Origin of the sequence: Pradoshia eiseniae, assembly GCF_002946355.1 — a bacterium.
Taxonomy (GTDB): domain Bacteria; phylum Bacillota; class Bacilli; order Bacillales; family Pradoshiaceae; genus Pradoshia; species Pradoshia eiseniae.
The window spans coordinates 45,163-57,640 of the sequence record NZ_PKOZ01000003.1 but is presented as its reverse complement, the minus strand read 5'-3'; the positions used below and the strand labels follow the sequence as shown (position 1 = coordinate 57,640).

13 protein-coding genes are annotated in these 12,478 nt (G+C 46.0%); 11 read left to right on the top strand and 2 right to left on the bottom strand.

Annotated elements, in window-relative coordinates:
• Positions 1 to 44: 44 nt before the first annotated feature.
• Positions 45 to 512 (bottom strand): Lrp/AsnC family transcriptional regulator, encoded by a 468-nt coding sequence (locus tag CYL18_RS07165; RefSeq protein ID WP_104848812.1) that lies wholly within the window; start codon positions 510 to 512, stop codon positions 45 to 47.
• 192 nt (positions 513 to 704) lie between these two features.
• Between CYL18_RS07165 and CYL18_RS07160 the strand changes: the two genes are divergently transcribed.
• From CYL18_RS07160 to CYL18_RS07135, 6 genes are all read left to right on the top strand, one after another.
• Positions 705 to 1,115, top strand: coding sequence for a thioesterase family protein (locus tag CYL18_RS07160; RefSeq protein WP_104848811.1), 411 nt, complete (start codon positions 705 to 707; stop codon positions 1,113 to 1,115).
• A gap of 57 nt (positions 1,116 to 1,172) precedes the next feature.
• The gene (locus tag CYL18_RS07155; RefSeq protein WP_104848810.1) at positions 1,173 to 2,312 is read left to right on the top strand and encodes a Leu/Phe/Val dehydrogenase; all 1,140 of its coding nucleotides are present in this window, start codon (positions 1,173 to 1,175) and stop codon (positions 2,310 to 2,312) included.
• Between the two features lie 23 nt (positions 2,313 to 2,335).
• Positions 2,336 to 3,403, top strand: coding sequence for a pyruvate dehydrogenase (acetyl-transferring) E1 component subunit alpha (pdhA, locus tag CYL18_RS07150; RefSeq protein ID WP_104848809.1), 1,068 nt, complete (start codon positions 2,336 to 2,338; stop codon positions 3,401 to 3,403).
• Entirely contained in the window at positions 3,403 to 4,419 is a 1,017-nt protein-coding gene (locus CYL18_RS07145) for an alpha-ketoacid dehydrogenase subunit beta (RefSeq protein WP_104848808.1), read from the top strand. Before pdhA ends, CYL18_RS07145 begins: the two co-directional genes overlap by 1 nt.
• Before the next feature lie 12 nt (positions 4,420 to 4,431).
• A complete protein-coding gene (locus tag CYL18_RS07140; RefSeq protein WP_104848807.1) occupies positions 4,432 to 5,667 on the top strand; it encodes a dihydrolipoamide acetyltransferase family protein in 1,236 nt (411 codons plus the stop codon).
• Between the two features lie 120 nt (positions 5,668 to 5,787).
• Entirely contained in the window at positions 5,788 to 7,104 is a 1,317-nt protein-coding gene (locus CYL18_RS07135; protein WP_104849063.1) for an amino acid permease, read from the top strand.
• A gap of 51 nt (positions 7,105 to 7,155) precedes the next feature.
• Here the strand turns inward: CYL18_RS07135 and CYL18_RS07130 are convergent, their stop codons facing one another.
• Positions 7,156 to 8,124, bottom strand: coding sequence for an NAD(P)H-dependent flavin oxidoreductase (locus CYL18_RS07130; RefSeq protein WP_104848806.1), 969 nt, complete (start codon positions 8,122 to 8,124; stop codon positions 7,156 to 7,158).
• Between the two features lie 68 nt (positions 8,125 to 8,192).
• Between CYL18_RS07130 and CYL18_RS07125 the strand changes: the two genes are divergently transcribed.
• From CYL18_RS07125 to paaA, 5 genes are all read left to right on the top strand, one after another.
• A complete protein-coding gene (locus CYL18_RS07125; RefSeq protein WP_104848805.1) occupies positions 8,193 to 8,711 on the top strand; it encodes a gamma carbonic anhydrase family protein in 519 nt (172 codons plus the stop codon).
• Positions 8,712 to 8,960: 249 nt separating this feature from the next.
• Positions 8,961 to 9,146: a hypothetical protein gene (locus CYL18_RS07120; protein WP_104848804.1), complete on the top strand. Its 186-nt coding sequence runs from the start codon at positions 8,961 to 8,963 to the stop codon at positions 9,144 to 9,146.
• A gap of 140 nt (positions 9,147 to 9,286) precedes the next feature.
• Positions 9,287 to 9,832 carry a GNAT family N-acetyltransferase gene (locus CYL18_RS07115; RefSeq protein WP_104848803.1) on the top strand — a complete coding sequence of 182 codons (546 nt, stop codon included), beginning with the start codon at positions 9,287 to 9,289 and terminating at the stop codon, positions 9,830 to 9,832.
• Between the two features lie 271 nt (positions 9,833 to 10,103).
• Positions 10,104 to 11,441 (top strand): phenylacetate--CoA ligase PaaK, encoded by a 1,338-nt coding sequence (gene paaK, locus CYL18_RS07110; protein WP_104848802.1) that lies wholly within the window; start codon positions 10,104 to 10,106, stop codon positions 11,439 to 11,441.
• Positions 11,442 to 11,510: 69 nt separating this feature from the next.
• Positions 11,511 to 12,470 carry a 1,2-phenylacetyl-CoA epoxidase subunit PaaA gene (gene paaA, locus CYL18_RS07105; protein WP_104848801.1) on the top strand — a complete coding sequence of 320 codons (960 nt, stop codon included), beginning with the start codon at positions 11,511 to 11,513 and terminating at the stop codon, positions 12,468 to 12,470.
• The last annotated feature ends 8 nt before the right edge of the window (positions 12,471 to 12,478 follow it).

Here is a 12,478-nt window from a genome sequence, read left to right as displayed (position 1 = left end):
GGATGGGAAGGTGTCCGCAGATCACCTTCCCTCCTTAAGGTTGTTCAGTTAATGGGACGGGATTTCAATTCTTCCTGAACAGGGGTAATGGGGCTGAAGGACAATGGGGAAGACAGGACGATTGATGTGTTGACATTGCCATATGGGTTCAGCTTTTCAATTAGCTGGTTGAGCTGCTCCATCCCAGGCACGGCGGCCTTCAGAAGATAGCTGACAGAGCCGGTCAGGCGGTGAATTTCGATGATATCGGGATCATCGAGGATTTTCTTTTCGAATTCGGCGTAGGAAGCGGTCTTGAAGTCGCTTAATTGGATAAAGACAACAATATTCCGGCCGACTGAACGCGGGCACACCCTGGCGCTGAATCCTTCGATAACGCCCTTTTCCCTGAGCCGGTTTAATCGTTCGGTCACGCTTGGTCTGCTTAAGGCTAATTGCTTGGATAGATCGCTTATCGTTATGCGCCCATCCTTTTGTAAAATACTTAGAAGGCGAAAGTCTAATTGATCCATAATCCATTCCTCGTTTTAAAATGAAGTTTATTCATAGAAAACTTATGCAAAATAAATATTTACATTTGGAAATTTATACATTTTGTTATGTTACTGAATTTTATTATAGCGTATTCTAAGTGATATAAACATAATTTTCTAAATTTTTAATGAAATTTGTGTAAGAACGCTGGCTGATGTGAGGAGGATTAGATGAAAACAGGCTTAAAAGTTGGAGCTGAGGCAGTGGTGACGGCCATGGTGACCGAAGAGATGTTTGCTCAATTTGAAGGGAATATTGTCCATCGTGCGTATTCGACTGTAGCGATGGTTTATCACATGGAATGGGCCTCACGAAAGATTATCCTGCCCTATCTGGAAGAGCATGAGGAGGGGGTGGGCGGAGCTGTATCTGTAAAGCATATTGCCCCAACCGCTGAGGGGACGATGGTTTATGTGAAAGCTGTTGTGACTAAATTGACACCGAATGTAATCGTGACGGCCGTTGAGATACGCAATGAGTCAGGATTGATCGGGATTGGCGAGGTTAAGCAGGGCATCGTTTTGAAGGAGACGATGGAGTCCCGGTTAAAGCAATCCATGACAACGCAAGAATCCAATTAATGAACAGTGATTTGTAAGCGCTTTCTATATAGAGATAAATAATGGAGGGAATGGCGAATGAACGCGGTCAATCAAACAGTGCAGATGAATGAAATGATATTAGAGAATATGCAGGAGCATGAGCAGGTAATATTCTGCAACGATCCATCCACTGGCCTTAAGGCCATTATTGCCATTCACAATACGGCGCTTGGTCCGGCTCTGGGGGGATGCCGGATGCAGCCATACAGAGGAATGGCGGATGCCCTTCAGGATGCATTGCGCCTCTCAAAAGGGATGACGTATAAATGTGCGGCAGCAGATGTGGATTTTGGCGGGGGAAAGGCAGTCATCATTGGGGACCCGTTAAAGGATAAAACGCCTCATATGTTTCGAGCCTTCGGGCGCTTTGTAGATTCGTTGAATGGAAGGTTCTATACCGGAACAGATATGGGAACGAATATGGAGGATTTCATTCATGCATCACGAGAAACGAGCTGCATAACGGGGATTCCGGAGGCTTATGGAGGCGGCGGGGATTCATCCGTCCCAACCGCATTAGGTGTCATCTATGGGTTGCAGGCTACTAATAAGGTGACATTCGGGACAGATGAGCTTGCTGGCAGAACATATGCAATTCAAGGCCTTGGAAAGGTTGGGCTAAAGGTAGCTGAACAGCTTCTCATCAGAGGGGCAGACCTTTATGTGACGGATATTAACGATGAAGCTGTAGAGAAAGTGAAGGAACTGGCGAGGAATCATGGAGGAATGGTCAAGAGCGTGGATAGCAAGGAGATTTATGCGGCGGAGGCCGATGTGTTCGTCCCGTGTGCAGGCGGAGGAGTCATCAATGATGAGACGCTCTCTGTCATGAAGGTGAAGGCCATAGCAGGTTCGGCCAATAACCAGCTCCTGCATGACCGGCACGGGGAGAAAGTGAAGGAGAAGGGGATTCTCTATGCGCCTGACTATATGATCAATTGCGGAGGCCTTATTCAGGTGGCTGATGAGTTATATGGGGCGAATAAGGAACGCGTATTGACCAAAACAAAAACCATTTATCATTCCTTGCTTGAAGTATATAGGCAGGCTGAGCTAGATAATATGACAACAGCCGAGGCAGCGGATCGCTTGTGTGAAAAGAGAATCGAGGACCGAAAGAGACTCAATCATTTCTTTTCTCATAGCAAGCCGCCTAAATGGGATGTACGAAACTAAATAGAAAATAATGAGGTGATCGGATGACGATTGAATTTCCAATCTATCAAATGATGAATGAAAATGGGCAGCTTGTAAGAGAGGGCGATAAAGAAAGACTAACCGATGAGCTGGTGAGAGAGTTCTATTATCATATGGTTCGAATCAGAACGTTTGACCGAAAGGCCATCAGTTTACAGCGTCAGGGACGATTAGGAACCTATGCACCGTTTGAGGGCCAGGAGGCAGCGCAGGCGGGAAGCGCGCTCGCTCTCGGAAATGAGGATTGGGTATTCCCGACCTATCGCGACCACGGTGCAACCTTAACCTTCGGCGCCAATATGGCACGGACCTTCTTATATTGGAACGGCCGGGTGGAAGGCTGTGTGCCGGAGGAAGGGAAGAGAATCTTTCCGCCTGCCGTGCCTATTGCGACACAGCTTCCCCATGCAGCAGGTGCTGCATGGGCTGAGAAGAGAAAAGGGACGAAAAATGCCGCGATTGCCTATTTTGGTGATGGGGCCACTTCAGAGGGAGACTTCCATGAGGGGATGAACATGGCGAGTGTATTCAAGGTCCCTGCCGTCTTTTTTAATCAAAATAACGGGTTTGCCATATCGGTTCCGATTGAAAAACAAATGAATTCTGAAACCGTAGCGCAAAAGTCGGTTGCCTATGGCATACCAGGCGTCCGGGTGGATGGGAATGATATTTTCGCGGTCTATTTCCAGACAAAGGAAGCCTTGGGGCGGGCACGTAAGGGAGAAGGCCCGACATTAATTGAAGCGGTTACCTGGAGATATGGGGCTCATACAACAGCAGATGACCCGACCAAATACCGCAATCAGTCAAAGAGCGATGAAATCAGGCAAACACGTGATCCGCTTATGCGCCTGGAACGCTACATGAAGAACGAGGGCATCTGGGATGAGGGGTGGACCACTCAGATTCAGAATCAAATCACCGAAGAGGTCGAGCAGGCAATCCGAGAAGTGGAGAGCTATCCGAAGCCGAAGGTAGATGATCTATTCGACTATGTATTTGAAACACCGACTTGGACAATCGCGAAGCAAAAGGAAGAGTATTTCCAATTGTTAGGAGGAGAAGCTTAATGGCATTAAAAGAAGAACAGCTGTCAGCAAGCATCAAGACAAAGAACATGACACTCATTCAGGCGATAACGGACGGATTGGGAACCATGCTTGAAGAGGATGAACGCGTACTCTTGCTAGGGGAGGATATTGGTAAAAACGGCGGGGTTTTCCGTGCGACCGAGGGCTTGCAGGAACGATTTGGCCAGGACCGTGTCATGGATACGCCTCTTAGCGAATCAGGAATTATCGGCACCTCTGTCGGCCTTGCGGTTAACGGGTTTAAGCCTATTGCCGAAATGCAATTCTTCGGGTTCATCTATCCAGCCTATGAGCAAATCATGACCCATGTTTCCCGGCTGCGCATGAGAACGATGGGACGCTATACGGTGCCGATGGTCATTCGCGCCCCTTATGGAGCGGGTATCCGTGCACCGGAAATCCATTCAGACAGTGTAGAGGCCTTATTCACCCATATGCCTGGGATTAAGGTTGTCTGCCCATCGTCCGCGCATGATGCAAAGGGGCTTTTAATCGCGTCCATTGAAGATCCTGACCCGGTCTTATTTCTAGAGCCATTGAAGCTTTACCGCTCCGTTCGGGATGAGGTGCCTGAAGGGAAATACATGGTAGAGATCGGCAAGGGCAAAAAAGTAAAAGAAGGGGAGGATGTGACACTCATCGCTTGGGGAGCGATGGTACAGGTGGCCATGAAGGCGGCTGAGCAAGCCGAGAAGGAGGGCATCACCTGTGATGTCATTGACTTAAGAACCTTATACCCTATCGATCGTGACATCATTTCTGAATCGGTCCAGAGAACTGGGAGAGCGGTCATTGTACATGAGGCACATGAAACTGGCGGGGTAGGCAATGATATTGTATCCATTATTAATGATTACTCCTTCCTTTATATGAAATCACCGATTGAACGCATCGCAGGATTTGATGTTCCGGTTCCATTCTTTGCCCTTGAGGAGCACTATTTGCCAACATCGGCAAGGGTTTATCATGCCATCAAAAAAACAGTCAATTTCTAGGAGGGGAATATAGTGGTCGAAGTGAAACTGCATGATATAGGTGAAGGGATGACTGAGGGGGAAATCCTCCATTATTTCGTGAAGGTGGGAGATGCCGTTAAGACGGACCAGCCATTGGTCGAGGTGCAGACTGATAAGATGGTTGCTGAGCTTCCTTCTCCAGCGAGCGGTGTTGTCAAAGATATCGTTATTGATAAAGGAAATACGGTTTCGGTCGGAACGACGCTGCTCGTGCTCGAAGAGGCGGGCGGCAAGGAAACGGCTGTCTCTGCAGAACCAATCCTTGAATACATCGCACAGCCAAACAAGAGAACAGAGCGCCTCTTTATTAAGGCGGCTCCATATACACGAAAGATTGCGCGGGAAGTCGGGGTGGATATTCAACAGATCAAAGGAACAGGAAAGAATGGCCGCATTACCGTCGAAGATGTCTATAATTTTGCGAAAAGCAATAGCCATGGGGAAGAGGTGAAAGAAGAGAAAAAGGAAGTCATCTCTCTTCCAGCAGCCCCTGAGCCAAAAGAGACAGTAGATAATGCACAAGGCAGTCGCCCGAACGCAGAGACCATTCCTTTCAGGGGACGCCGCAAGCAGATTGCCAAAAATATGGTGAAGTCACTCTACACCATTCCGCATGTCACGCATTTCGAGGAGGTGGATATGACGGAGCTTTTGGCCTACCGCAAGAAAATTGATGCGATGGGAAGATCGGTTTCGGTAACAGCCTTCCTAATAAAGGCCATCACCCAAGCCTTGAAACAATATCCGGTCTTCAATGCCAAGCTGGATGAAGAACAGGAAGTCATCATTCTTGAAAAAGAGTACCATATCGGTATTGCCGCTGACACAGAGGATGGCCTGGTTGTGCCGGTCATTCATCATGCGGATCGGTTGTCAGTCCAAGAGATTCATAGGAAGCAAAAAGAACTGACACTAAAAGCGAAGGAAGGTACTCTGACAGGTGTGGACATGAGAGGGGGCACATTCACAATCAGCAATGTTGGACCGCTTGGAAGCATGGGGGCGACCCCAATCATCAATTACCCGCAAACGGGGCTGATTGCTTTTCATAAAACAAAGAAAATGCCGGTTGTGATGGAGAATGATGAAATCGCCATCCGGAGCATGATGAATATCTCCATGTCCTTTGACCACCGTGTCGCAGACGGCGCAACCGCCGTTGCCTTTACGAATGCATTTAAACAATACATCGAGAATCCAACATTATGGCTGATTGATATGGCTTAACTAGAAACATAGAAAATGTTATACGGGGGGTCCATTATAAATAGATTGAAGGAGGAAATGTGTGTGATTTCGAACCAAAATGAAACGCTTCAAAAAAGACTCTTGCCTCGCCATATTACGATGATGGCGATGGGCGGAGCGATTGGGACAGGTATTTTTAAAGGAAGTGCCGAAACGGTGACATTAGCAGGACCGGGGGTCATCTTAACCTATGTGTTCGCAGGCCTCCTGCTGCTTGTCGTGATGGGAGCCATAGCTGAAATGGCCCTCGTGTATCCAAATACGAATATGAAGGGGTTCATACATAGAGCGTTCGGAAAACGGGTCTCGTTTGTCGTCGGCTGGATGTATTGCATTATGTGGCTTGCGGTGTGCGTCATTGAGGTGGTCGTGGCAGGGAGCTTCCTGCAATATTGGTTCCCATCCATTCCGCTGTGGGCCTTAAGCCTTGTCTGCACAGCCTTTGTCATAGGCATCAATATGATGAATGTGAAAAATTACGGAGAGTTTGAATTCTGGTTTGCCGGAATCAAAATCACGATGATCATTCTTTTTATCATCCTTGGGGCATGTATTTTATTTGGACTTATTCCAAGTAATGAATCGAATTATTTGCAGAACTTCACAGGCCATGGCGGCTTTTTCCCGAATGGCTGGACGTCCATCTTTGCGGCCCTGCTCATTGTCATGTACTCCTATGGAGGCTCTGAATTGATTGGGGTTACCGTGAATGAGGCAAAAGATGCCGAGCGGATTCTCCCTAAGGTAATCAAAAGCTTCATTTGGCGGATCATTCTCTTTTATACGCTGCCGATTTTGGTCATTTGCGGACTCATTCCGTGGAACCAAATTAGCGATCAATCGAGTCCATTTGTACAAGTATTATCGATGGCAGGACTGCAGGGTGCCGCACATATCATGAACTTCATCTTAATCACGGCCGTTCTCTCTGCTGCCAACTCTGGTTTATATGGCTGTACGCGTATGCTCCATTCCCTGGCTGCCGGGGGGGAAGCCCCTAAGTCCTTTGGTCAGGTGACCTCAAAAGGGGTGCCGTTCTATAGCCTGATGTTCAGTGCGGCTGTCCTTGTCGGCGGTTCAATGATCGCTTTCTTTGCACAGGACAGGGTGTTCACATTATTAATGGCCTTCCCGGGATTTGTCGTATCCTTAGTGTGGATTAGCGTCACTCTTGCACAGATTAAACTTCGTCCATCCTATCCTTCACTGCCGAGCTTTAGAATATGGGGATACCCATATATCTCAGGGTTTACGGCATTGACCTTAAGCGTGATTACCGTCATTTTCATGTTTAATGAGAGCCATCGGCCAAGTGTGATTACCTGCCTGTTGACGATTGGCATTCTGATCACCATATCCATTGTGAAGTTTCGTGAGAAGGAGCCGGCTGTTAAGGAAGAAGAGGCAGTTCTATAATAGGAAAAAACCATGGCCTCAAACATTTAGAGCCATGGTTTTTTATGAGTTTTAAGATAAATGGCTGTATGTCTTAAGAAGAGCCGTTCCTTTTTGAAGCTGTTCATCTGCTTCTTTCATAATGTCTGCGAGCAGCTCCTTTACTGATGGAATGGACGTGATCAAGCCTGCCACCTGACCGCTATTGAGGAATCCCTCTTCAAGATTTCCATCCATGGCGGCACGGACATGCTTATCCTCATCTGTCAGCTGTGCATATTCTTCTATGGTTAATCCTTGTTGTTCTATCTGGATGAGCTTTTCGGCATAAGGGGTATGCAGAATCCGTCTCACTCTGCCAACCGTTCGCCCGAAGATGAGGGTATCGGTATCAGATGCATTCAACAGCCGCTCCTTATATGCTTCATGCATTGGTGCTTCTTTTGTGGCGATGAAGCGTGTGCCCATTTGCACGCCGCTTGCTCCAAGCATCAGGGCAGCGGCCAAACCGCGGCCATCCCCGATGCCGCCAGCTGCGATGACTGGGATTTTCACCGCATTGGCGATTTGCGGAATCAAGGAGAACGTTGTAATCTCCAGGCTTGAATTAATGCCGGCGGCTTCAAAGCCTTCTGCGACTAACAGGTCAGCGCCTGCCGCTTCAGCTTTTTGGGCATGCTTAACAGAGGCGACGACAACGATGACTTTAATGCCTTCTTTATGTAATAGGGGAATCAGTTTCCCAGGGTTACCTGCTGAAAGGCTTACGACAGGAACTTGATGGGCAATCGCCAGTTCAACTAGTTCTTTGGCATACTTGGTGACGGTAATCGGAATATTGAGTGAGAATGGCTTGCTTGTCCCTTCCTTCACCTCTTGAATCATTTGGTCTACCTCTTCAGGTGTACGGGTGCCCGCACCAATTGTGCCGAGTCCTCCCGCTTCAGAAATGGCGGCGGTGAGTAGAGCATTGCTGATGTTTCCCATGCCCCCCTGGATAATCGGATAGGTAATGTGGAGCAATTCATGAATTGTTTTCAAATCATCTTCTCCTTTTTTTCTTATGTTATAATAAAATGAAAATTATGGCAATTTTAGGAGGTATTTGTATGCTGGTACCATACGGAAAAAAACAGGCAGTCATTGATGAGTCTGTATTTGTAGCACCAGGAGCATTCATCATCGGAGATGTCACAATCGGGGAACAATCCTCCATCTGGTTCAATGCGGTCATGCGCGGGGATGAAGGTCCAATCGTAGTTGGAAAACGGACAAGCATTCAGGATAATTCGACCTTGCATTTGTATGAGGGACAGCCTCTGACAATCGGGGATGAAGTCACCGTTGGCCATAACGCGATCCTGCATGGCTGCACGATTGGCAATCGCTCCATCATCGGCATGGGTTCCACTATTTTGGATGGGGCCGAAATCGGCGAAGAGTGCATCATCGGGGCCAACACATTGATCTCCCCTGGTAAGAAAATTCCTCCGCGTTCATTAGTGGTCGGTTCTCCCGGTAAAGTAGTGAGAGAGCTTGGGGAGAAGGATCTGCAGCTCATCCAGCTATCGATCGAGACCTATGTCCAAAAGGGGCGGGAATTCAAGGAGATTCTGGATCAGAAATAACGAAAATGCTGGTGAAAGGGTGGACTGTGTCGTCCATTCTTTTATCTTTTTTTTAGGCTGTTTTCGTATAGATTGTTGATACTGAAGAAAAGGATATGAATATCCAATTTGTGGTGCAGTTGAATTAGGATGACTTGTTGAACATATGCGGCAGATTAACGGAAGAAGAACTAGTTCTTTCTCTCAATAATGGGATATAAAGTTAGATTAATAACAAGATATTTATTAAGAAGAACAGGAAGTGAAGAAGTGAATAGGAGAGTGCTAAAAGATACAAAGACAATTCTAGCTTTTACTATAGCTTTTGTGTTAGAAATTATAGGAATAGTCTTAGCATTGAAAAATGATGATGCTTGGGTAGCGTTTGTTATTTTCGGTATGTTTTTAACGTTTTATGGTGCGAATAGAGCTGATCGACTTTATAGGGAAAATTAATATCAATGTTTACAATCCTAACAAGGGTATTATTTCACAGAGAAATAATGTCCTATTTTTGAATGTCTAATGGAAGTAAAGCGGCAGTTTAGTTGTACTAGGATTAAAATAATCGATGATAGATTGAGGGGGTATATTTTATGGGATATCCTGAGTTAGAAACTAATCGACTGAATTTAGTTCAAGTAAAAGAAGAACATACAGAAAGCTTTTTCGAAATTATGTCAAAAGATGAAGTGACTAAGTATTACGGAATGGATAGCTTGAAAAGTTTAGAAGAAGCTTCAAAAGTAGTTGAGTCCTTCCAAAGCACTTATGAGAATAAAAGAGGTATAAGGTGGGGCATTGTATTGAAAGATACAGGTAATTTTGTTGGTACATTAGGATTAAACAACCTTAGCACGTGGAGTAAAAAGGCTGAGATTGGATTTGAATTGCATCCTTCACATTGGAATAAAGGAATTGCCTTCGAAGCAGTAAAAGAAGTATTAAGGTATTCGTTTGAAAATTTGGAACTGTTTAGGATTGGAGCAGTGACTTATCCGCAAAATGACCCATCTATACACTTATTAAATCGTTTAGGTTTTACTAAGGAAGGTTTGTTGAGGGGATACCTCTATCAAAATAATCAATCTCACGACTCCTTAATTTTTTCATTGTTGAGTACAGAATGGACAAAAATATAATTAAACTAACCGGGGCGTTAGTCCAATAACAAGTACAGCCACTTCCTTTTGGAGGTGGCTATTTTCATATCATGAACAAGCACCAATCAATAGCAACAATCCTTATGAAAACAGCTTTTTTAAAAAATAGGAGAAAAACGTTTTCTAATTATTTACAAAATTGTGTCGATGTGTTAATTTTTATATAACGGAAATACATCGAAGATAAATATCTTGTTATATATTTTTTTCATACTCAATGAAAGCGCTTTATTTATGAAGGAGGAATAGGATGATTCTCCATGAAAATGAGACTTTGCCTAAAGCTGAGATGGAAGATATTCAGCTAGCCAGACTGCAAGAGACTGTTCGAAATGTCTATGAGAAAGTGCCTTTTTACCGTGATAAGTTCGATCAGGCGGCGATTCAGCCTAGTGACATCCAAACATTAGCCGATTTAAAGAGACTTCCTTTCACGAAAAAAACGGATTTGCGAGAGCATTACCCCTTTGGACTAATGGCTGTTGACCAGAAGGATATCGTACGAATCCATGCCTCCTCTGGTACGAGCGGGAAACCGACCGTTGTCTGCTATACGAGAAAGGACATCGATATGTGGGCAGATCTCGTTGCAAGGTCCATAGCGATTGCTGGCGGCCAGCCGGGAGAAATTTTTCATAATGCTTATGGGTATGGATTATTCACCGGGGGACTGGGCCTGCATTATGGGGCTGAACGCCTCGGGATGGCGACCGTGCCTGTTTCTGGGGGGAATACCGAGCGGCAGATCAGTTTGATTCAAGATTTTAATCCGGCTGTCATCGCGGGAACGCCGTCCTATATCTTGAATATCATCGAGAAAATGGAGACACTCGGATTGGATCCTGCAGACACATCGCTGAAATATGGCATTTTCGGTGCCGAGCCTTGGTCGGAGGAAATGAGAAGGACGCTTGAAGGGAAGCTTGGCATTAAAGCCTGTGATATTTATGGGTTGAGCGAGGTGATGGGTCCGGGGATTTCGATGGAATGTCATGAGGCGCAAGACGGGCTTCATATCGCGGATGACCATTTTATCGTGGAGGTCATTGACCCAAACACACTTGAGCCCGTTCCTGACGGCGAGATAGGGGAGCTTGTTTTCACTAGCCTGACAAAAGAAGCTCTGCCAATCATCCGCTACAGAACGGGGGATCTATCCTCCATTCAAAAAGGTATATGCAAATGCGGACGGACGACCACAAGGATGGCAAGAATCAAGGGCCGTATTGATGATATGCTCATCATCCGCGGAGTCAATCTATTTCCTTCAGAAATAGAGCATCATCTGCTAAAGATTGCTGAATTAGCCCCGTATTATCAGGTGCATCTGCATAGAAGCGGTGTGCTTGATGAACTGGCCTTGCATGTGGAGCTCAGTGAGGAGTTCTACTTAGCCATAGGAAGCGATATGAATCATCCAGACATTTTGATGTTAGCCAAGACAATTCAGCATTCGATGAAGAATAACTGTCTCGTTGCAATGGCGATTCAAATTCTGCCTCCAAAGAGCATTCCGCGCTCAGAAGGAAAAGCCGTTAGAATCATAGACAAACGGGCGCACGGTATCCAATTGGAAACGCAGGGCTGATTGCTGCATATGAATATAACAAATATTTAACGATATTTTTTATATCGTTACAAAGGAGTGGGAAGACACATGGCTGAAATGCTTCCGGCAATGACAGATGAGGAAGAAAAGCTGCGTCAATTTGAACTCAGAATCGCCAATGGAGAAAAGATTGAAGCGGATGACTGGATGCCTGATATTTACCGCAACACCTTGATAAAGCTGATTTCGATGCATGGCATTAGTGAAATCATGGGTGCCCTGCCGGAGAAGGAATGGGTGCCAAAAGCGCCAACCCTTCAAAGAAAGCTTGGCATCATGGCGAAGGTTCAGGATGAAATGGGCCATGGCCAATTATTATTGCGTGTCGCCGAGGATTTAATGAAACCTTACGGGAAAAAGCGGGATGATATCCTCCAGGACTTATTTAACGGAGATTTAAAGTTTCATAATGTCTTCCATATGGAAGCGAAATCATGGGGCGATGCCGGCTTGATCGGCTGGCTAGTCGATGGTGCCGCCATTATCACCCAGACAGACATGCTCGGCGCCTCCTATGGACCATATGGGCGTGCCCTGCAAAGAATCTGCGCGGAGGAGGTCTTCCATGCCCAGCATGGTGAGGCGATTATCATGGCACTCGCAGAGGGGACGGACGAACAAAGAAAGATGGTGCAGAATGCTATTGATTATTGGTGGGAATCGCTGCTCCTCTTCTTCGGACCGCCGAGCAAGAATGAGGTCGGTGCATCCAAACAGGACATCACCATTAAATACCGTATCCGAACCAAAACAAATGAAGAGCTGCGCCAATCCTTCCTGACTAAATATGTGAAGAGAATACGGTCGCTTGGATTCACGATTCCTGATGAGACATTAAGATTTGATGAAGAAACAGGCAAATGGATCTATAAGCAGCCGGATTGGATGAAATTAAAGCAGATTGCCAAGAACGAAGGCCCTAAATCACAGGAGCGCTTAAACCTGAGAAGAAGCTCCTATAAAGCAAACCAATGGGTGCGAGAAGCGCTGGCTCCAAAGGCAAATTAAAGGAGTGA

What these genes read in the sequence shown, in the direction of transcription:
- CYL18_RS07115 (WP_104848803.1), top strand. Translation starts at nt 9,287, where the DNA reads ATGGGATATCCTGAGTTAGAAACTAATCGACTGAATTTAGTTCAAGTA.
- CYL18_RS07135 (WP_104849063.1), top strand. Translation starts at nt 5,788, where the DNA reads ATGATGGCGATGGGCGGAGCGATTGGGACAGGTATTTTTAAAGGAAGT.
- CYL18_RS07125 (WP_104848805.1), top strand. Translation starts at nt 8,193, where the DNA reads ATGCTGGTACCATACGGAAAAAAACAGGCAGTCATTGATGAGTCTGTA.
- paaA (WP_104848801.1), top strand. Translation starts at nt 11,511, where the DNA reads ATGGCTGAAATGCTTCCGGCAATGACAGATGAGGAAGAAAAGCTGCGT.
- pdhA (WP_104848809.1), top strand. Translation starts at nt 2,336, where the DNA reads ATGACGATTGAATTTCCAATCTATCAAATGATGAATGAAAATGGGCAG.
- CYL18_RS07155 (WP_104848810.1), top strand. Translation starts at nt 1,173, where the DNA reads ATGAACGCGGTCAATCAAACAGTGCAGATGAATGAAATGATATTAGAG.
- CYL18_RS07160 (WP_104848811.1), top strand. Translation starts at nt 705, where the DNA reads ATGAAAACAGGCTTAAAAGTTGGAGCTGAGGCAGTGGTGACGGCCATG.
- CYL18_RS07165 (WP_104848812.1), bottom strand. Translation starts at nt 512, where the DNA reads ATGGATCAATTAGACTTTCGCCTTCTAAGTATTTTACAAAAGGATGGG.
- CYL18_RS07145 (WP_104848808.1), top strand. Translation starts at nt 3,403, where the DNA reads ATGGCATTAAAAGAAGAACAGCTGTCAGCAAGCATCAAGACAAAGAAC.
- paaK (WP_104848802.1), top strand. Translation starts at nt 10,104, where the DNA reads ATGATTCTCCATGAAAATGAGACTTTGCCTAAAGCTGAGATGGAAGAT.